This is a genomic window from Nonomuraea angiospora (assembly GCF_014873145.1).
GTDB classification, from domain to species: domain Bacteria; phylum Actinomycetota; class Actinomycetes; order Streptosporangiales; family Streptosporangiaceae; genus Nonomuraea; species Nonomuraea angiospora.
The window spans coordinates 135,037-154,756 of sequence record NZ_JADBEK010000001.1 but is presented as its reverse complement, the minus strand read 5'-3'; the positions used below and the strand labels follow the sequence as shown (position 1 = coordinate 154,756).

Genomic DNA, 19,720 nt, shown 5'->3' with positions numbered 1-19,720 from the left:
CCGGCCGTCAGAGGCGCTGCTGCCAGACGTCGATGACCAGGACGGGGCGCATGCCGGCCGACTCGTAGAGCCCGAGCGCCGGGGTGGTGTTGTTGGAGTCGACGTGCAGGATCGTGCCCTTGCGGCCGCGCGCGGCGTCGGCGGCGAAGGCGTGGCGGAGCAGGAAGCGCCCCAGGCCCCGGCCGCGGAACTCCGGGACGACCGCGAGCGTGGCCACGTAGCCGCAGCCCTCGTCGGGGACGAACTGGTTGTTGGCGATCAGCACCCCGGCGGGGCGGCCGTCGAGGCGGGCCAGGGTGAGCTGGGCCCAGTCCGTCGTGGACTGGGCCTGCCGGCGCGAATACCACACGTCGTAGTCGACCGGCACGAACCCGAAGTGCTCGGCGAAGCCCTCCTGGTGCGCCCGGTGCGCCTCGCGCCGCGCGTCCTCGCTCTCCCCCGTGTGCAGGGTCAGCCCGGCGGGCGGGGCGGGCGGCTCCACGGGCCCGTCATGGTCGATGCGCATGCGGTGGAAGCTGGTGCCGGGCGAGAAACCGCGCGCCTCGGCCGTGTCCCGCTTGGCGGTGTCGGCGCGGTAGACGCCGATGTGCAGGGTGGCGCCGTCGTGGCCGGCCTCGGCGGCCAGCTCGCGGGCGCGGCCAATCACCAGGGGCCAGAGCCGGTCGTCCAGGCCCGTCACGCCGGGCCGTACGATCACCTCGACGTCCACCGTGTCGCTGTCGCCGACGCGGCACGCCCAGGCCCAGCCGTCGAGGCGGCCGTCGCCGTCGCGGGCCAGCCAGCCGTCCCTGTCGCGGTCGAAGCCGGGCTCGGCCAGCTCGTCGGCGACGTCGTCGAGCGTCATGTCGGGTGAGCCGATCACCGCGGTGTCGTAGGCCGCGATCAGCTCATGGATGGCCGCGGCGTCTTCGACGCGCGGGCGGCCGAGGGTGTGGTGCATAGCGGGGATTGTCCACAAAACACCGGCCGCGCGCCTCCCATTTTCCGCAAGGTCGAACGGGAGGCGCGCTCGGCCGGGTGCTCAGCCCGCCGCGGGGCTGACGGCCTGCTCGTCCTTGGCGGGCGCCGGAGCGCCGCCGCGCAGCGGGATCTCCTTGACGAACGCGGCCAGCACGGGCACGACGACCGCGAACAGGATGGCCCACCAGAAGACGCCGGAGATCGAGGTCGCCAGCGACTCCAGCACCCCGGTGCGCATCTGCGCGGGCATCTGGGCGACCGCGCTCGGGTCCATCCGGCCGCCGCTCTTGGCCACGCGCTCGGCCGCCTGCTCGCCGAAGCGGGAGGTCAGCTCCGACAGCAGGTGGTTGTTGAAGATCGCCCCGAACAGCGAGACGCCGAACGAGCCGCCGATCGACCGGAAGAACGTGGTGGCGCTGCTGGAGACGCCCAGGTCCTTCTGCTCGACGCTGTTCTGGGCGATGAGCATCGTGGTCTGCATGAGGAAGCCCATGCCGAGGCCGAGCACGGCGATGTAGATGCCGGTGACCCAGGAGGCCGTGTGGACGTCCATCGTGGACAGCAGCCACATGCCCACGGCCATGCCGATCCCGCCGAGCACCGGGTAGATCTTGTACTTGCCCGTGACGGTGATCGCCTTGCCCACGAACAGCGACACCACCATGGCGGCGCCCATCATCGGCAGCATCAGCAGGCCGGAGTTGGTGGCCGTGGAGCCCTGCACCATCTGCTGGAACAGCGGCAGGAAGTTGATCGCGCCGAACATGGCGAAGCCCAGCAGGAAGCCGATGATCGAGATCAGCGTGAAGTTGCGGTTGGCGAAGAGCTGCAGCGGCATGATCGGCTCCTCGACCTTCCGCTCGACCACGACGAACAGCGCCAGCGTGACCACGGCGATCGCGACGAGGGTGAGGATCTGCCAGGAGCCCCAGGCGTACTCGTTGCCTCCCCAGGTCGTGATGAGCACCAGGGCGGTGATGCCGACGGACAGCAGGCCCGCGCCCGCCCAGTCGATGCGCACCGTGTTGCGCAGCTTCGGCAGGTGCAGCTGCGTCACGATCATGCCCAGCGCGATCGCGCCGATCGGCAGGTTCACGTAGAAGGCCCAGCGCCAGTCGAGGTGGTCGGTGATGAAGCCGCCGACCAGCGGGCCCGCGATCATCGCCAGCGACATGACGCCGGCCATGATGCCCTGGTACTGGCCGCGCTCGCGGGGCGGCACCAGGTCGCCGATGATCGCCATGACGTTCACGATGAGGCCGCCCGCGCCGAGCCCCTGGATCGCGCGGAAGGCGATCAGCTCGGCCATGCCGCCGTCCGGCCCGCCGAGCAGCGACGAACCCGCCATGCCGCAGAGCGCGGAGCCGACCATGAAGATGACGATCGAGATGATGAAGATGGTCTTGCGGCCGTACAGGTCGCCGATCTTGCCCCAGATCGGCGTCGAGACGGTCGTGCCCAGCACGTACGCCGTGACGACCCAGGACAGATGCGTCAGACCGCCGAGCTCCCCGACGATGCGCGGCATGGCCGTGCCCACGATCATGTTGTCCAGCATCGCCAGGACCATGGCTAACATCAGTCCCGGCAGAACGACCATGACCTCACGCCGCCGTCCGACTGCCTCCGCCACCGGACACCCCCCCTTTGTGCTTTTGGATCTTGCTTACTTGCCGCCCGGCAAGCATAGAATAAGGTAGATACTTACTTGCCGGCCGTCAAGTCGAAAAGGTGTGAAGTGCGGGAAGACACTCGGACCCGGATTCAGGAGATCGCGCTCCGGCTGTTCACAGAGCAGGGATACGAGGCGACGTCACTGCGGGAGATCGCCGAGGAGCTCGGGGTGACGAAGGCCGCCCTTTACTACCACTTCAAGACCAAGGACGACATCGTCACGAGCCTGGTCGGCAACCGGCTGGTGGAGCTGGAGGAGCTCCTCGAGTGGGCCCGGAGCCGGCCGAAGACGCCGCAGACGCGGCGCGAGCTGGTCGAGCGCTACGCCGCGGGGATCAGACGCACCCAGCACATCGGGGTGGCCAGGTTCCTGGAGCGCAACCAGACCGCGCTGCGTGACCATCCGACGCTCGCCAAGACCCGCGAGCTGATGATGGAGCTCGTGGCCGAGCTGAACGAGCCCGGTGCCACGCCCGTCGAGCGCGTCAGCCGCGCGACGGCGCTGTTCGCGATCCACGCGGGGAAATGGATGATCGACCAGGGCCAGCTGTCCGAGGACGAAGTGGACAAAGCCTCCCTAGAGGTCGCCATGCGCCTGCTGGAGCCATAGCTTTCGGACTCCGAACCTCTAACGGGACGATTGACGCACTGTAACGAGGGAAGGGGACGAACACGCATCCATACGGAAGGAGCCCCAAGTGGAGGCCACGATAGCGCTCCGACTGCCCAGGGATGCGGCGAGCGTCCCCCTGATAAGGCAGATGCTGGACGGCACGCTGCGTTCCCTCGGCGTCGATTCGCAAATCCGTGACGACATCGAACTCATGCTCACCGAGGCGTGTTCCAACGTGATCAGGCACGCCGAGCCGAGCGACGACTACACGGTCAGCACCTCCGTCCTCGATGACCGCTGCATCATCAAGGTCATCGACAACGGAGGCGGCTTCGACCCTGACCAGATCATCAACCCCGAGCCGGGCGCCGAGCACGGGCGCGGGCTCCTGATCATGCGCGCGCTCGCCGACGACATCCGGTTCGTCAACAGGCACGAGCACGGCGCGGTGGTCTGCCTGGAGAAGCGGCTGCGGTACGCGCCCGGGGCGGCCGGGCTCTACCTCATGGCCATGTGACCCGGCCCGCCCCATGATCGCGCTCAAAGGCGCGTGTGCCGATCCACGTGCCGATCCACTGGGCGATGCCCGTGGATCCGCGAACCGTTCAAGCCCCTGCCGGGCCCGTGTTCCCTCGATCGGGCGGCGCCGAGCAGGAAGCGGCGGCGGGTCCCTGATGTGCTCCCGCTCAGCTCCGCCCGCAGCCGGGCCGGAACGGCCTCGCCGCTGCGCTTGAGCGTCAGCCTCGGCCCGCCCCGGGCCAGCCTGGCCAGCCGCCGCCGCAGGCCGCGCCAGTCGACCAGCATCGAACCGGCCAGGCATCCGAGGACGACCAGCGCGACCACCGAGATGGCCAGCACGGCAAGGACGATGAACAGGAGCACGACGGCGAGGGAGCCGATCGTGCCGAGCACCTCCATCATTCGGCGGACAATGCCCGGCACCCAGCGCTTTATGCCAATTTTTCGGGATAGATCGTCGTTACTCCAGCGCGCTGTCGGTGCGCAGGTCGAACCGCCCCGGCAGGATGTCGAGCCGGCGCAGTATCACCCCCTCGCGCAGCGCCCACGGGCACACCTCCAGCCGGTCCACCTCGAACAGGTCCATGACCGCGTCTGCGACCAGCGCCCCGGCCGCGAGCTGCGCCGCCCGCCCCTCTGACACGCCGGGCAGCTGAGCCCGCTCGGCGCCGCCCATGGTGGTCAGCTTGACCGCCCAGTCGGCCATGGCGTGCCTGGACAGCGGGCGGGAGACGTAGGGGCCGTCGCTGGAGGGCGCCGCCCCGGCGATCCTGGCGAGCTGCTTGAACGTCTTGGACGTGGCCACCGCGCGGTCGGCCTCGCCGTTCCTGACGACGTCGCCGACCGTGCGGGCGATCTCGGTCCGTACGTGCTTGCGCAGCTTGCGCACCTCCTCGGCGGACGGCGGGTCGGCGGTGAACCAGTCGCGCGTCAGCCGCCCGGCGCCCAGCGGCAGCGAGACGGCCACGTCGGGCTCCTCGTCCACACCGGCGGCGATCTCCAGCGAGCCCCCGCCTATGTCGAAGACCAGCAGCCGCCCCGACGACCAGCCGTACCACCGTCGCACCGCCAGGAACGTCAGCCTGGCCTCGTCACGCCCGGACAGCACCTCGATGTGCACACCGCTGCGCTCCTCGACCTGCGCCAGGACCTCCTCGCCGTTGGCCGCCTCGCGCACGGCCGAGGTGGCGAAGGCCAGCAGGTCCTCCACCCCCTTGTCCTCCGCCAGGTGCACGGCCTCCTCCACGAAGGCGCCGAGCCGCTCGACGCCCTCCGCAGCGAGCCGGTTGTCCTCGTCGAGGTATTCCGTCAGGCGGAGCGCCTCCTTGTGGGAGTAGGCGGGCATGGGCCGGGCGCCCCTGTGGGCGTCGACGACCAGTAAATGGACAGTGTTCGAGCCGATGTCCAGCACGCCGAGTCGCATGGGAAAACGCTACCGTTATGCGGCTTTTACAGCGAAGTTGAGGCGGAAGTGGTTGAGCATGGCCGGCAGGCTCCCCTCCAAGCGTACGGACGCTCTGACTGAGCGCTCACGCAGGACTGCGTCCAGGAGGGTGGCGGCGGTGAACAGCACCAGGTCCTCCCCCGCGCAGCGCGCGAACCCGGCGCTGAACGGCACGCCCGCCCAATCGCCGCCGCCCTCGCGCCACAGCTCGGGGCGGTAGGAGTCGCCGGGCTCGGCCCTGTTGACGTACGGGCTGTAGATCACCGCGGTCGTGCCGTCGGGAACGTCCCACTCTGTCGGGCCGACGGCCTCGCGCACGATGGCGATCGTCGTGGGCCAGAGCCGCACGGACTCCAGCACGGTGGCCCTCGCATCCGCGGTCCCCTCATGGGCGGCGGCCAGCGCGAGCGCCCGGTAGGCCGCGGCGGCGGCCCCGTCGAAGGCGAACAGCCAGTGCGGCACCTGCCCCTCGGGGTTCACGTCGGCCGCGGCGTGCGCGCGGGCCTGCCCGGCCGCCAGGCTGCCCGGCTCGGCCCGCGCCAGGTGCCCGGCCAGCCGGCGCCGGAAGGCGTTGAAGACGTCGGTGCGCAGCCCGCGCAGGTCCGACCAGTTGGCGTCGGCGCGCAGCCGGTCGAGCTGCCGGGTGAGGACCACGTCGTCCCGCGCGCCGTCGCCGAGCACGATGCGCCGCACGATCCGCCAGTGCGTGGCGTGGAAGCGCGGCCAGCTCAGCGGCCCGTGGCGGGGCAGCGTGGCGGCCTCCTCCTCCACCACCTGGGCGAAGGGGGCGAATCCGGAGCCGAGCACCTGGTCGTTCAGGGCGCGCCGGCGCTCGCGCAGGCCGGGGTCGCGGGTGATCAGCACGCCGTCGGGCTGGAAGTGGCCGAGCGCGCCGCGTTTCGCCCTCGTCGCCGGGGTGAAGTCCCGGTCGTCGAGCACCGCGCGCACGTCGCGCGAGGCCAGCGGCAGCATCACCCAGCCGCGGCCGGGCACCCGTACCAGCAGCGGGCCCTCGCCGTGCTCTGCGCGCAGCCGGGCGAGCAGCCGGATCGCCCGGCCGTCGGCGTCGGCGAGCTCCGCCAGCCGCACCGCGTAGGGGCGGCGCGCGACGGGGCCCTGCGCGATGGACGGCAGCGCCACCGCGGCGGCCAGGGCCAGGGTCTCCGCGGCGGTGGCCCTGGGCAGCCGCGTGATCGTGGACATGCTCCAGGGACTACCCTTCCTTGGTGTCGTGGACACGTTTGGGGGACTTTTGAGCGCTTGCTGTGGGCCGAGCAGAGACGGCGCCGCCGCGCAGCCGGACGCGGGGCCGCTCGCGGGGCCGGTGACCGTCGTGCGGCGGGAGGCGCCGCGCGGGATGGTGCGCGTGCCCGGCGGAACGTTCCTCATGGGCGGCGACGACCCCGACGGGCGGCCCGAGGACGGCGAGGGGCCGGTGCGCGAGGTGCGGCTGGACCCGTTCCTGATCGATCCGACGTGCGTGACGAACGCGCAGTTCGCCACGTTCGTGAAGGAGACCGGATACGTCACCGAGGCCGAGCGGATCGGCTGGTCGTTCGTGTTCGCCCAGTTCGCCACGGGCGGGGTGATGGACGCCGGCGTGCCCGGCGCACCCTGGTGGGCGGGCGTCGAGGGCGCCTCGTGGCGCTCGCCGGAGGGCCCGGGGTCGTCGGCCGGCGACCGGCAGAACCACCCCGTCGTGCACGTGTCCTGGAACGACGCGACCGCGTACGCCACGTGGGCGGGCAAGCGGCTGCCCACGGAGGCGGAGTGGGAGATGGCCGCCCGCGGCGGCCTGGAGCGCAAGCGCTACCCGTGGGGCGACGAGCTGGCGCCCAAGGGGCGGCAGCGGTGCAACATCTGGCAGGGCCGCTTCCCGGTGGCGCCGAGCAAGGGGACGGTGCCGGTCAAGTCGTTCCAGCCCAACGGGTACGGCCTCTACAACGTCTCCGGCAACGTCTGGGAGTGGACGGCCGACTGGTGGGGCACGAGCTGGGAGGCGTTCGCCGACAACCCGGCCGGACCCGCGCAGGGCTCGGCGAAGGTGATCCGCGGCGGCTCGTACCTGTGCCACGACTCCTACTGCAACCGCTACCGCGTGGCCGCCCGCACCTCCAACACGCCTGACTCCTCCACCGGGCACACGGGTTTCCGCTGTGCGGCCCTAGTCTGATCGCATGTCACGAACCCTGCGACTGTTGATCACCGGCGGCGGCACCGGTGGTCACACCTATCCGGCTCTGACCACCCTGACGGCCGTCCAGCGGCGTCAGGTGCCCCACGACGTGCTCTGGGTGGGCACGGCCAACGGCCTGGAGGCGCGGATCACGGCCGAGCACGGCATCCCGTTCAAGGCGATCACCACGGGCAAGCTGCGCCGCCGTCCGAACCTCAAGGAGCTGGGCACCAACATCGCCGACGTCTTCCGCATCCCGATCGGGGTGCTGCAGGCGGTGGGGCACGCGGCCCGCTACCTGCCGGACGTGGTGCTGTCGACCGGGGGCTACGTGGCGGTGCCCATCGGGGTCGCGGCCAAGCTGATCCGCCGGCCGCTGGTGATGCACGAGCAGACGACCGTCGTGGGGCTGGCCAACCGCATCCTGTCCAGGCTGGCGACCAGGATCGCGCTGTCGCACGAGTCGTCGCTGGACTATCTGCCCGCCTCTGCTCGCTCGAAGGCCGTGGTGACCGGAAACCCGATCAGGCCCGAGCTGCTGCAGGGCAACCGGGCGGCGGCGTACGACCTGTTCGGGCTGACGTTCGAGGTGCCGCTGATCTACGTGACGGGCGGCGCGCAGGGCAGCAAGCAGGTCAACACCCTGATCGCGGAGATCCTGCCGCGGCTGCTGCCGCACGCCCAGGTCGTGCACCAGTGCGGGCCGGCGTGGATCGACCAGATGCGGGCCGTGGCGCTGCCCGCGGACCTGGCCGACCGCTACCATCCGGTGCCGTACGTGGGCGGGGAGCTGGCCGACCTGTTCGCCGCCGCCGACGTGGTGATCTCCCGCAGCGGGGCGGGGACGGTGTCGGAGCTGACCGCCATCGGCAAGCCCTCGGTGCTGGTGCCCCTGATCCCCACCGGGGGGGACGAGCAGCGCAAGAACGCCGCGTACCTGGTGTCGGCGGGGGCGGCCCGGGCCCTGCTGGAGCCGCATCCCACGGCCGAGCAGCTGCTGGCCGAGCTGATGCCGTTGCTGGCCGACCCGGGGCTGCGCCAGACGATGGGGCAGGCGTCGGCCAAGCTGGGGCGCGTGGACGCCGCCGACGCCCTGTGCGACCTCCTCCTGGAAACCGCCCGCCCGGCCTGACCAGGCGCACTCCGGCTGAGGTCCCATTGAGGGGAGGGACGCCGACCGGTCATCGCCACCCACCCCGAAGGACCCGAGCCGTACTCCGGCTGAGGTCCCTTTGGGGTGAGGGGCGAGAGGGGTCAGGGGTCGAGGTAGCGGAAGGCCTCGTGGGCGGAGGTGACGCTTCGCCGCAGCGCCTGCTCCAGCCGGTCCGCGTCCTGCGCCAGACTTTCCAGCTCCGGCACCGCGAACCCGCCGGCCCCCGTCTCGGCCACCAGTTCCTCGTACTGGTGCAACCGCCCCCGCAGCTCCTCGATCTGCTGGTGGGCCTGGTACGCGCGCTCGGCCTCCGCGACGTTGGACGCGTAACGTTCCAGCGCCTCGACGCGGGCCAGCACGGCCGCCTCGCTGCTGTCGAGGGCCCGCGCGAGGGGTTCGGCCACGGCCTCCACCTCGGGCGTGAGCCCCTTGGACACGGTCTCCCTGTGCTTGGTGCGCAGCGCGGACAGCTTGGCCAGCAGGCGGGCGATCTCCCACTCCTGGGCGGGCAGCATCACCGCGTTGCGCACGTCGTCGAGCAGGCCCTCGGCGTTGACCCGGGACCCGGTGACGACGGCGATGGCGCGCTGGGCGCGGGCGAGCAGGCGGGCGGAGGCCTCGTCGAGGTCCTCGGTGAGCACGTAGCGGCCCTCGTGCCAGCGCAGCTGCTCGTAGACCTCGCGCTCGTACTCCTCCTCGTCGTCGTCGGGCAGGTCGTTGCGGAGGAACAGCACGATCATCATGGGGATGCCCAGGAGGACGAGCACCAGCAGGCCGAGGCCCCGGCCGACCATGCCACCGGCGGCCATCACGCCGAAGAGCGCCACCGATCCGAACGCCGCGATGATCCGGTACTGCGCGCTCGATATGGCCCGCCTCGGCTCGGGGGCCCAGCCCTGGCGCATCTTGAGCAGCACCCGCCGGCTCTCCCTGAGCAACTGCGCGTCATCCGGCGGCACCTCGGGGTCTACCACCACATCCGCCACGAAACCGGATCCTAAGGGAAATCACCCCCTCAGGTGGCGAAAAGCTTCGTGCGCGGAGCTGACGCTGTCGCGGAGCGCCTGTTCGAGGCGGTCGGCGTCGTCGGACAACCGGCTCAGCTCCGGTACGGACGACCCGTCAGCGCCCGACTCGGCGAGGAGCTCCTCGTAGCGGGGCAGCTTGGCGCTGAGGCGTTCGATCTGGTGCCGGGCGCGGTAGGCGCGCTCGGCGTCGGCGACGTGGCCGGCGTAACGTTCCAGTGCCTCGACGCGGGCGATCACGGCCTGCTGGCTGCTGTCGAGCGCCTGGGCGAGGGGTTCGGCGACGGCGGCCACCTCGGGGGTGAGCCCTTCGGAGACGACCTCCTCGTGCTCGGCCCGCAGCTCCGACAGCTTGGCCAGCAGCCGGGCGATCTCCCACTCCTGGGCGGGCAGCATGACGGAGTTGCGCACGTCGTCCAGCAGCCCCTCGGCGTTGACGCTGGAGCCCATGACCTGGTCGATGGCGGTCTGGGCGCGGATCATGAGGGCCCTGGCGGGCTCGTCGAGCTGTTCGCGCACGACGTAACGGCCCTCGTGCCTGCGGGCGCCGTCGTAGACGGCCAGCTCCAGCGCGTGCGCTCGCTCCACCTCGGCGTCGGGCCTGGGCCTGAGCAGGACGCTGACGACGAGCAGGGCGGCGCCGGTCATGATCACGGCGAAGGGGGTGTAGCGTCCGGCGACGAAGAGGGCCAGGCCGTAGACGGCCGCGACGGCGGCGGTCCCGGTGGCCGCCAGCCTGGTCACGATGCCGACCATCGGGCGGTGGCGCTTGTGCGCGGGCACCCAGCCGGCGTGGATGCGTACGAGGAGTTTGCGGTTGTCACGTAAGAGGGCCGCGACGTCGTCGGCCACCGCCGGATCGACTATCACCTTCGCATGACGTCCGGGCACGTTTTTGATCCTATGTCCGAGTGTCAGCCTTCGAGATAGCGGAACGCCTCGTGGGCGGACCGGACGCTGCGTCGTAAGGTGCGTTCGAGCACGTCGGCGTCCTCGGCCAGGCGCTCGATCTCGGGCACGGCGAGCTTGTCCGCGCCCGACTCCGCCAGCAGTTCCTCGTAGCGCGGCAGCCGGGCGCGCAGCTCCTCGATCTGGCCGCGGGCGTGGTAGGCGCGCTCGGCCTCGGCCACGTGGCCGGCGTAACGTTCCAGCGCCTCCACGCGGGCGACGACGGCGGCCTCGCTGTTGACCAGGGCGCGTTCGAGCGGCTCGATCACCGCGGCCACCTCGGGCGCGATGCCCCTGGCCAGCAGCTCCCGGTGTTCCAGGCGCAGCGCCGACAGCTTGGCGAGCAGGCGGGCGATCTCCCACTCCTGGGCGGGCAGCATCACGGCGTTGCGGGCGTCGTCGAGCAGCCCCTCGGCGTTGACGTGGGAGCGCAGCACGGACCCGATGGCCCGCTGCGCCCTGGTCAGGACGGCCCTGGCCTCCTGGTCGAAGTCCTCGGGCAGCAGGTAGCGGCCGTCGTACCAGCGGGCCTGCTCGTAGACGCCGCGCTCCTGCGGCCGGTCGTCCTCGGGCACCTCGCTCATGGAGGCGATCTTGACGAGGACGATGAAGACGTACGTGCCGAGCAGCACGAACCCGGCCGGCGCGAACCGCGAGGCGAGCAGGAGTGCCATGAGCGCGACCACGAAGGGGGTCGCGGCCAGGAGCATGGCGCTGGACGGGCTCTTGCGGCGCGACGACGTCTCGGCGGGCGGCACCCATCCGGCCCTGATCCTGGACAGCAGCGGGGCGTTGGCACGCAGCAGTCCGGCTACTTCCGGAGGCACTCCGGGATCGACGACCACACCCACGCTCTGTCCTGGCACCCTGGCGCCCCCAACGCTCGCGATGTACGGATATTACGTAACATTCCGGTGGAGTGTCAGCCTCAAAAAGGTCAGCGGGGGGACCAGCGGGGCGATCTCGGGGCGCTTCCATGGCCGGCCGGGCTCGTCAGGGCGGCCTCGACCAGCACCGCAGCGGCCGCCCCGCCCTTCAGGACGCGCGAGAGCCGTTCGCCGATGCTTTCGGGCGCGCAACATGATCGTAGCCACGGGGGTAACCACCCGCCGGCCGCGGCACGGCCAGCGCGGCGGCCACGCAGGCGACGGGGATGGCGGGCAGGACGTAGCGGTGGTCGAAGTCGAGCGCGGCCACCGGCGCCACGAGCAGGAACACCGCGAACGACCACGGCAGCAGCGCCCGGCGCGGGCGCAGCACCGCGCCGGCCCCGCCGGCCAGCAGCAGGACGCCGAACAGCGTGCCGTGCAGGAACCACGGGTACGGGTAGGCGGCCAGGACCGAGGCGAACGGCTCGACGGACCGCATGCCCCGGATGTCCGGGTCGTACTCCTTCCTGACCTGGTCCACGAGGGGCCGGCCGGAGGGGAGCGGCCAGGAGCCCCGCTGGAAGGCCGTGGTCGGGCTCATCCGCTTCGGGTGGGCGACCGGCTCCCAGGTGAAGGCGAGCGAGGTGTCCCGGACGACCTCGCGCAGGTAGTCCAGGGGCTGCGCGGCGATGGCCCTGAGCGCGAACGCCCTGGCCAGGTCGTTGTGGGTGAACCGGTCGCCGGGCAGGCGGTTCAGCGAGGCCCGCGGGTCCCAGACGTACTCGGAGGCGGCGTCCAGGACGGTGCCGTTCGGGCAGAGCGCGGCCTGGTCCGCGGGCGGCCTGATGATCGAGCAGTCGGCGAAGGTCATGGTGCGGGCCCACAGGGCGACGCCGTCGGAGCCGCTCAGCGCGAACCTGCCGTGGTGCTGGGCGTACCAGCCGGCGTAGGCGGCCAGCGGCAGCGCCCCCGCCACGACCAGGGCCACGGCCGCGCGCCACCGTGCCCGCCATGGGGTCCTCCTCAGCAGGAGGTAGAGGGCGGCCAGGCCGAGCAGCGGCACGGTGGCGGTACGCGTCAGACCGGCCAGCGCGAGCAGCGCTCCCGCCACCGCCGCCGCCCGCGTGGACACCTCCCCACGCCACATGAGCACCAGCAGCGCGGCCACGACGAGGAAGATCACCTGCGTGTCCGACAGCACGGCGTGCTCCAGGCGCACGAACGCCGGGTCGAACAGCACCGGCGCCGCCGTCAGCGCCGCTCCCCAGGCGGGCAGCGACCGGCGGCGCAGCAATAGGTAGGTCATCACCCCGACGGCCAGCCCCATCGCGTGCTGCACCCCCACGACGAGCTCCACGCTCCCGAAGGGCCGCAGCGCCCACAGGAACCACGAGTAGCCCGCCGGGTGGAACGCGCCCTGCGGCCGCACATGCACGGCCGTGTCCAGGTAGGTGAACGAGTCGTACCAATAGAGCCGCGCCGTGTCGTACCCCAGCATGACCAGCACGCGCAGCGCGGCGGCCAGCGCGAGCACGCACCCGAACAGCCGGTGGTCACGGGGCCCCGCGAGCGTGGGCGCCATGGTCTTCCCCCCGAGACAGCCGGGCGGATCCCGGCTTCAGGGCGGTCAGTCCAGCGCGCCACCGATAACCTGAACGTCACCGATTCTGGTTATGCGCGCGTTATGCCGGCCGGAGCAGACTGGCGGGCATTTCACATCTTTTGGGGGCACGGTGCGCGTTTTGGTCGCTGAGGATGAGCGGATGCTCGCCGACTCGATCGCCGAGGGGTTACGCGGGGAGGCGCTGGCCGTCGACGTCGCCTACGACGGGGACGCGGCGCTCGAACGGCTCGGCGTGCACGACTACGACGTGCTGATCCTCGACCGTGACCTGCCGCAGGTGCACGGGGACGAGGTGTGCAAGGCCGTGGTCGAGCGCGGCTGGCTGGTGCGGGTGCTCATGCTGACCGCCGCGAGCGACGTGCGCTCCCGGGTGGCGGGGCTGTCGCTGGGGGCCGACGACTACCTGCCCAAGCCGTTCGCGTTCGAGGAGCTGGTGGCCCGGGTGCACGCGCTCGGGCGGCGGGCCAGGCGGGCCGACCCGCCCATGCTGGAGCGGGCCGGGGTGCGGCTGGACTGGGCGCACCGGCAGGTGTTCAGGGAGGGCCGGTACGTGCCGCTGGCCCGCAAGGAGTTCGGCGTGCTGGCCGAGCTGCTGCGGGCCCAGGGAGCGGTGGTCTCGGCGGAGACGTTGCTGGAGAAGGTGTGGGACGAGCACATCGACCCGTTCACGAACACGGTCCGCACCACGATGATGAAGCTGCGCAAGAAGCTCGGCGAGCCCCAGGTCATCGAGACCGTGCCGGGATCGGGGTATCGCATCCCATGAGCATGCGCCTGCGGTTCGCGCTGGTCAGCGCGGGCGTGTTCTTCGTGGTCGCCGCCCTCGCCCTGGTCGCCGTCTACTTCGTCGTCCAGACGAGCTTCCAGTACCGGGCCTCGGTGTTCACTCCCGACGAGATCCGGGTGGAGCGGGACGGCTACAGCCTCTACTCCGCGCGCTACCAGGACGGGTATGAAATAGCCAGGGGGTTCGCGCTCAAGACGCACCTCGCCTACCAGACCAGCGTCCTGTCCAACCTGCGCACCGCTGGCGGGGTGGCGGTACTCGCCGGCACCGGGCTGGCGTTCGGGATCGGCTGGCGGACGGCGGGCATGGTGCTGCGCCCGCTCAGGAACGTCACCGACACCGCCCGCCGGGTCGCCCAGAGCCACAACCTGAGCGAGCGGATCGGCTACGACGGCCCCCAGGACGAGATCAAGGAGTTGACCGACGTCTACGACACCATGCTCGGCCGGCTGGCGCGCTCGTTCGACGGCCAGCGCAGGTTCGTCGCGAACGCCTCGCACGAGCTGCGCACCCCGCTCACGATCAACAGGACGCTGGTGGACGTGGCCGTGCGGCGGCCGGACGCGACGGAGGACGTCAAGCGGCTCGGCGAGTCGCTGCTGCTGGTCAACGCCCGCCACGAGCGCCTGATCGACGGCCTGCTGGCGCTGACCGAGGGCGAGCAGGCGGTGCTGGACCGGCGGCCGTTCGACCTGGCGGACGTGGCCGAGCACGTGCTCGACCAGGCGGCGGCCGAGGCGGCCGAGCGCGAGGTGACCATGCACCGGCTGCTCGACCCCGCGCCGACGGCGGGCGAGGCGGTGCTGGTGGAGCGGCTGGTGCAGAACCTCGTGGAGAACGCCATCCGGCACAACCACGCCAAGGGCGAGGTGTGGGTCACGACGCGGCGGCGGGCCGATCGGGTCGAGCTGGTCGTGGCCAACTCGGGGCTGCAGGTGCCGTCGTACGAGATCGAGACGATCTTCGAGCCGTTCCGGCGGCTGCACGGCGACCGGCTGCGCTCGGACCGGGGCAGCGGGCTGGGGCTGTCGATCGTACGGGTGATCACCGAGGCGCACGACGGCACGGTCACGGCCACGCCCAGGGACGAGGGCGGCCTGACGATCAGCGTGGAGCTGCCCGTCTGGTCCGAGACGTCCTGATCAGTCCAGGCCCTGGATCTCCCAGAGCGCCGTCTCCGGGACACCCGCCTTGACGAGCTGCTCCCAGGTGCCCACCCGGTCGGCCGGGTCGGCCAGCATGGCGCGCAGGAGCGGCCGCAGCTCCGCGTGGTCGGCGCCGTCCTCGGCCCACATCGCGCCCAGGGCCCGGTGCATGGCCGGCGACCGCACGGCCACGGTCCGCACCAGCTCGTCGAGGATGGCCAGACGGTCCCGGTACGGCAGGAAGCGGCCCTCCCCCAGCGCCGCGACCAGCAGGTCGAGCAGGCGCCGGTGCCGGGCCGAGTGGCCGGTGGCGACCGCGACGACGACGTCGCCCATGCCGCCGGTCTCAGTGCCGGTCCCGGTGCCGCCGAGCACGACGTCCTCCTTGCCGTCCTCGATCACGCGGTGCGCCGACAGGGCGGTCACCAGCCCGGTCCAGCCCTCGTGCCCGAGCTGCCCCTTCCACAGGTGGCTGAGCGAGGACCACTGCTCCAGGTGGTCGGGCCCGGACAGGATCGACGACACGCGGACCGGCTGCTCGGAGGCGCAGACGATGAGCAGGGCGAGGTTGGCCGAGTAGGCGGCCAGGCGGCGGGTCATCGTGTGGCGCACCGGCCGGAATCCGGTGAAGTGGCGGCGGGGCCGCTCGTGCAGCGACCGGCGCAGCAGCCCGGCCAGCAGGTCCACGCAGCGCTCGCGCACGGCGGAGGGAACCTCGTCCAGCAGCTCCAGGACGAACCCGACGGTCGGCCCGCGCTCGGCCAGGCACGAGTGGGACGTGACCGCGTACAGCAGGTCGTCGTCCACGGCCTGCACCAGCGCGAGCGGCTCGTCCCCGGCCAGGCGGCGGCGCCGGTCGAGGTCGCGCAGCGCGTACATGGTCAGCCAGGCCACCAGGAACTCGCCGAACGTGGCGTGCAGGAAGGCGTGCCCGTTCCTGCGCACGAAGAAGAAGCGCTCGGTGGCCTTGCGCGCCCAGTCGACGCGGTCCTCCTCGTCGCCGGGGTCGTCCTCGCCGCCCTGGCAGAGGGCGGGCAGGTCGCGGTTGAGCGACTCGTCGGTGATGACCTGGCGGCCGCGCGCCAGCATGGACAGGGCCACCGCGCCGAGCAGGACCAGCTCCTGGTCGATGGCCACCCGCCGCACGCCGCCGGTCTCGCGTTCGGTGTAGTCGCGCAGCAGCACCTCGTACAGGCGGGCGCGGCCGAGCGGGCCGTGGTCGCGCTGCAGCGCGTTGCTGCCCGCGTCGTAGAGGGCCAGCAACAGCAGGAGCAGCGGCTGCCTGGCCATCTCGCCGTGGACGAGCGCCGCCTCGGCGGGCAGGGGCTTGAGGTCGCGACGGGCGAGCAGGCCGCGGTTGCGCTGGTCCCAGATGTTCAGCCACTGCCGCACCTGGCCGTCGTCGAACGGCTGGAGCTGCAGCCCCAGCAGGCCCTTGGGGAACCTGATCCGGTCGGCCACCACCGTGCGGCTGGTCACGATCACCGCCACCGGCCGGCCCAGCTCCGCCTCCCTGGCCTGGAACTCCTGCACCCGTTCGAGGTAGTCGTGGCGGCCGGCCCCGCCCTGGACCAGCTCGTCGAACCCGTCGAGAAGGATCACCGGCATGGCCCCGTCGGCGGCCGTCACCAGCCGCGCGTAGTCCACCTCCTCCCCCAGCACCGTGCCGAGGGCCTGCTCGACCTGCTCGGTGATGCCCGCCCGCGCGGACACGCCGGCCAGCTCGACCCGGATCGGCAGGAACTCCGACCTGGCCAGCCGCGCGGCGAGCACCTCGGTGAGCTTGGTCTTGCCCGAGCCGGGCTCGCCCAGCACGAGCAGCGGCGCCTGGGTGGCGCGCAGCGAGGTCAGGTGGCCCACCAGGAAGGCCTCGGTGTCGGGCACCGGCCGCCGGTCCGCCCACCAGTCCAGCTGCGCGGGCGTGGCGTCCCGGGTCAGCTCGGCGACCCGGAAGCGGGGGCTGAGGTAGCCCTCGCCGAGCAGCGGGAGCCAGACGTCCTCGGGCAGCTTGCCGGCGTGCAGGAGGGGCTGGTCGAGCGCGTTGGCGGCCATCCTGGCCCGGTGGATCATGGGACGGTCGCCCACCCGGGGCGGGGCCAGTTCGGCCAGCAGCCAGGCCACCCGTGACAGGGCCGTGGCGGGCGGCGGCTGCTCGGTGACGAGGCTGCGCACCCCGAACTCGTGGCTGTCGAGCGCCAGCGACCGGTAGTCCTCGTCGTAGATGCGCAGCGCGCGGGCGGGCGGGCCCTCGGCCAGCATGCGGGGCAGCAGGAGCTGGTCGTCGACCGTCAGCTCGTCCCAGACGCTCAGCCCGCCCACGTATCCGGCCATGGCCTCCGACATGCGCTGGTAGGCACGTTCCACGGCGAGGCGGGTCTCGGAGTAGGGCAGGTGCGGCTCGGGCGTGGGCAGCCGCTCCAGCAGCAGGCTCGCCACCAGCCGGGCGAAGCGCTCGGCGGTCGGCACGCCGTGCGAGATCTTGCCGCCGCGGTCGAGCTGGTCGAGCGTGAACGGCAGCTTCGCCTCGCCGAGCGCCTCGAAATAGGCCGAGACGACGATCACCGCGTGCGCGGAGGCCAGCCGCTGGGTGCGGGTGAACCGGTCGACGCCGCCCTTCAGCTCGGGCATGCGCCGCACGACGTCCTCGCCGTAGCCGACGATGCTGTTGCGCATGTCGGCCAGGCCCGCCGCGAGCTGCCCCGCCCCGGCCAGCGCCCAGCCGGTACGCGCCGCCGCCGCGGCGAACCCGACCACCTTGACGAGCCGGGCGTCCTTGCACCCGAGGATCCTCAGGGCGTCGGCGTAGCTCGGGGTCTCGATCATGTACCTTCTCCCGGGGACTGGGAGTCCCATCATGCGCTGTACGACCGGGTCTTTCGGCGGAAGTTACCGGGCCGTCATGTTCGCTTCACGGCCTCCTCGATCTCCGGCAGCGCCGCCGGATCCTCGATCGTGGAGGGCGCGGTGTACGGATTGCCGTCGGCGATGTCCCGCATCGTCGCCCGCAGGATCTTGCCCGAGCGCGTCTTCGGCAGCCGGGCCACCACGACGGCGCGGCGGAAGGCGGCGACGGGGCCGATGCGCTCGCGCATCAGGGCGACCAGCTCGCGCTCGATCTCCCCCGGATCGCGCTCGGCGCCCGCCTTGAGCACCACGAACCCGACGGGCAGCTGGCCCTTCAGCTCGTCGGCCACGCCGATCACCGCGCACTCGGCCACGTCGGGGTGGGAGGCGATGACCTCCTCCATCGCGCCGGTCGACAGGCGGTGCCCGGCGACGTTGATCACGTCGTCGATGCGGCCCATGACGTAGAGGTAGCCGTCGGCGTCCACGTGGCCGCCGTCGCCGGTGAGGTAGTGGCCGGGGTAGCGCTCCAGGTAGGAGCGGGTGAAGCGGGCCTCGTCGCGGTAGAGGGTGGGCAGCGCGCCGGGCGGTAGCGGCAGCTTGACGGTGACGGCGCCGTCCACGCCCGGCGGGCACTCCTCACCGCCGGGGCCGAGGATGCGCACGTCCCAGCCGGGGACGGGCTTGGTGGGCGAGCCGGGCTTGAGGGGCAGCGGCTCGATGCCGACGCAGTTGGCGGCGATGGGCCAGCCGGTCTCGGTCTGCCACCAGTGGTCGATGACGGGGATGCCGAGCAGGTCGCGGGCCCAGTGGTAGGTGTCGGGGTCGAGGCGTTCGCCGGCGAGGAAGAGGTACCGCAGCCCCGACAGGTCCCACTTTTTCGCGAAAATGCCGGATGGGTCCTCTTTCTTGATGGCCCTGATCGCGGTCGGCGCCGTGAACAGCGTGCGCACCCCGTACGTGGACACCACCCGCCAGAACGCGCCCGGGTCGGGCGTGCCGACCGGTTTGCCCTCGTACAGCACGGTCGTGCAGCCGGCCAGCAGCGGCCCGTACACGATGTAGGAGTGCCCGACCACCCAGCCCACGTCGGAGGCCGCCCAGTAGACCTCGCCCGGGGCGGCGCCGTACACGTGGGACATGCTCCAGTGCAGCGCCACCGCGTGCCCGCCGTTGTCGCGCACCACGCCCTTGGGCAGGCCGGTGGTGCCGGAGGTGTAGAGGATGTAGAGCGGGTCGGTGGCGGCCACGCTGACGCACCCGGCCGGCTCGGCCTCGCGCACCGCCCGCGCCCAGTCGAGGTCGCGGCCCTCGTCGAGCTCGGCCAGGGCCTGCGGCCGCTGCAGGATCACGCACCTGGCGGGCCGGTGCTCGGCCTGCTCCAGCGCGGCGTCCAGCAGCGGCTTGTACGCCACCACCCGCGACGGCTCGACGCCGCAGGAGGCCGAGAGCACCACCTTGGGCCTGGCGTGGTCGATCCGCACGGCCAGCTCCCTGGCCGCGAACCCGCCGAACACCACCGAGTGCACCGCCCCGAGCCGCGCGCAGGCCAGCATCGCGACCACGGCCTCCGGCACCATCGGCATGTAGATCACCACGGTGTCGCCGGCCGTCACGCCGAGGTCGCGCAGCATGCCGGCCGTCCTGGCCACCTGGTCGAGCAGCTCGGCGTAGGTGAACGTGCGGGCCGTCCCGGTCACCGGGCTGTCGTGGATCAGCGCCGCCTGCTCGCCCCGCCCGGCCGCCACGTGCCGGTCGACCGCGTTGAAGCAGGTGTTGAGCCGCCCGTCGGGGAACCACCGGCCGCCGGCCGTCACGGTCGCCGGCGCCACGTCCCAGGAGATCCCCTGTGCCGCCTCGGACCAGAACTCGTCGGGTCGCCCGATGCTGCGCCGGTAAGCCTCGTCATAACCGCCCACTTATCGATCAGACCAGTCCA

17 protein-coding genes are annotated in these 19,720 nt (G+C 72.0%); 6 read left to right on the top strand and 11 right to left on the bottom strand.

Going from position 1 to position 19,720, the window contains the following annotated elements:
• Nucleotides 1-7: 7 nt before the first annotated feature.
• Both H4W80_RS00675 and H4W80_RS00670 read right to left on the bottom strand, forming a co-directional pair.
• Nucleotides 8-940 carry a GNAT family N-acetyltransferase gene (locus H4W80_RS00675; RefSeq protein ID WP_192783254.1) on the bottom strand — a complete coding sequence of 311 codons (933 nt, stop codon included), beginning with the start codon at nucleotides 938-940 and terminating at the stop codon, nucleotides 8-10.
• 81 nt (nucleotides 941-1,021) lie between these two features.
• Nucleotides 1,022-2,593 carry an MDR family MFS transporter gene (locus tag H4W80_RS00670; RefSeq protein WP_337959994.1) on the bottom strand — a complete coding sequence of 524 codons (1,572 nt, stop codon included), beginning with the start codon at nucleotides 2,591-2,593 and terminating at the stop codon, nucleotides 1,022-1,024.
• 105 nt (nucleotides 2,594-2,698) lie between these two features.
• Between H4W80_RS00670 and H4W80_RS00665 the strand changes: the two genes are divergently transcribed.
• Together H4W80_RS00665 and H4W80_RS00660 are read left to right on the top strand one after the other, a co-directional pair.
• Nucleotides 2,699-3,244 carry a TetR/AcrR family transcriptional regulator gene (locus H4W80_RS00665; protein ID WP_192783253.1) on the top strand — a complete coding sequence of 182 codons (546 nt, stop codon included), beginning with the start codon at nucleotides 2,699-2,701 and terminating at the stop codon, nucleotides 3,242-3,244.
• Between the two features lie 88 nt (nucleotides 3,245-3,332).
• A complete protein-coding gene (locus H4W80_RS00660; RefSeq protein ID WP_192783252.1) occupies nucleotides 3,333-3,764 on the top strand; it encodes an ATP-binding protein in 432 nt (143 codons plus the stop codon).
• 23 nt (nucleotides 3,765-3,787) lie between these two features.
• On the opposite strand, the gene H4W80_RS00655 is transcribed toward H4W80_RS00660, so the two are convergent.
• The 3 genes from H4W80_RS00655 to H4W80_RS00645 are packed head-to-tail and all read right to left on the bottom strand — an operon-like array spanning nucleotide 3,788 to nucleotide 6,413.
• Complete coding sequence (locus tag H4W80_RS00655) at nucleotides 3,788-4,168, bottom strand: hypothetical protein (protein ID WP_192783251.1); 381 nt, start codon at nucleotides 4,166-4,168, stop codon at nucleotides 3,788-3,790.
• 58 nt (nucleotides 4,169-4,226) lie between these two features.
• Nucleotides 4,227-5,189 (bottom strand): Ppx/GppA phosphatase family protein, encoded by a 963-nt coding sequence (locus H4W80_RS00650; RefSeq protein ID WP_192783250.1) that lies wholly within the window; start codon nucleotides 5,187-5,189, stop codon nucleotides 4,227-4,229.
• 15 nt (nucleotides 5,190-5,204) lie between these two features.
• Complete coding sequence (locus tag H4W80_RS00645; protein ID WP_192783249.1) at nucleotides 5,205-6,413, bottom strand: cytochrome P450 family protein; 1,209 nt, start codon at nucleotides 6,411-6,413, stop codon at nucleotides 5,205-5,207.
• A 154-nt stretch (nucleotides 6,414-6,567) separates the two neighbouring features.
• On the opposite strand from H4W80_RS00645, the gene H4W80_RS00640 reads away from it, so the two are divergent.
• Together H4W80_RS00640 and H4W80_RS00635 are read left to right on the top strand one after the other, a co-directional pair.
• Nucleotides 6,568-7,383 (top strand): formylglycine-generating enzyme family protein, encoded by an 816-nt coding sequence (locus H4W80_RS00640; RefSeq protein WP_192793193.1) that lies wholly within the window; start codon nucleotides 6,568-6,570, stop codon nucleotides 7,381-7,383.
• 4 nt (nucleotides 7,384-7,387) lie between these two features.
• The gene (locus H4W80_RS00635; protein WP_192783248.1) at nucleotides 7,388-8,518 is read left to right on the top strand and encodes a UDP-N-acetylglucosamine--N-acetylmuramyl-(pentapeptide) pyrophosphoryl-undecaprenol N-acetylglucosamine transferase; all 1,131 of its coding nucleotides are present in this window, start codon (nucleotides 7,388-7,390) and stop codon (nucleotides 8,516-8,518) included.
• Nucleotides 8,519-8,640: 122 nt separating this feature from the next.
• Here H4W80_RS00635 and H4W80_RS00630 read toward each other — a convergent pair whose 3' ends face one another.
• The 4 genes from H4W80_RS00630 to H4W80_RS00615 form a co-directional block, all read right to left on the bottom strand.
• On the bottom strand, nucleotides 8,641-9,525 hold the full coding sequence (locus H4W80_RS00630) for a hypothetical protein (protein ID WP_318786640.1): 885 nt from the start codon (nucleotides 9,523-9,525) through the stop codon (nucleotides 8,641-8,643).
• A gap of 21 nt (nucleotides 9,526-9,546) precedes the next feature.
• Nucleotides 9,547-10,455 (bottom strand): hypothetical protein, encoded by a 909-nt coding sequence (locus tag H4W80_RS00625; RefSeq protein ID WP_192783247.1) that lies wholly within the window; start codon nucleotides 10,453-10,455, stop codon nucleotides 9,547-9,549.
• 23 nt (nucleotides 10,456-10,478) lie between these two features.
• Nucleotides 10,479-11,363 carry a hypothetical protein gene (locus H4W80_RS00620; protein ID WP_318786639.1) on the bottom strand — a complete coding sequence of 295 codons (885 nt, stop codon included), beginning with the start codon at nucleotides 11,361-11,363 and terminating at the stop codon, nucleotides 10,479-10,481.
• 184 nt (nucleotides 11,364-11,547) lie between these two features.
• Entirely contained in the window at nucleotides 11,548-12,963 is a 1,416-nt protein-coding gene (locus H4W80_RS00615; protein WP_225963167.1) for a hypothetical protein, read from the bottom strand.
• Nucleotides 12,964-13,114: 151 nt separating this feature from the next.
• Here H4W80_RS00615 and H4W80_RS00610 point away from each other — a divergent pair, with 151 nt between their 5' ends.
• Together H4W80_RS00610 and H4W80_RS00605 are read left to right on the top strand one after the other, a co-directional pair.
• Nucleotides 13,115-13,771 (top strand): response regulator transcription factor, encoded by a 657-nt coding sequence (locus H4W80_RS00610; protein ID WP_192783246.1) that lies wholly within the window; start codon nucleotides 13,115-13,117, stop codon nucleotides 13,769-13,771.
• Entirely contained in the window at nucleotides 13,768-14,934 is a 1,167-nt protein-coding gene (locus H4W80_RS00605; RefSeq protein ID WP_192783245.1) for a sensor histidine kinase, read from the top strand. The genes H4W80_RS00610 and H4W80_RS00605 overlap by 4 nt, the downstream gene beginning before the upstream one ends.
• Here the strand turns inward: H4W80_RS00605 and H4W80_RS00600 are convergent, their stop codons facing one another.
• Nucleotides 14,935-17,760, bottom strand: coding sequence for an NACHT domain-containing protein (locus tag H4W80_RS00600; RefSeq protein WP_192783244.1), 2,826 nt, complete (start codon nucleotides 17,758-17,760; stop codon nucleotides 14,935-14,937).
• 74 nt (nucleotides 17,761-17,834) lie between these two features.
• The gene (locus H4W80_RS00595; RefSeq protein WP_192783243.1) at nucleotides 17,835-19,700 is read right to left on the bottom strand and encodes a propionyl-CoA synthetase; all 1,866 of its coding nucleotides are present in this window, start codon (nucleotides 19,698-19,700) and stop codon (nucleotides 17,835-17,837) included.
• Nucleotides 19,701-19,720 lie beyond the last annotated feature (20 nt).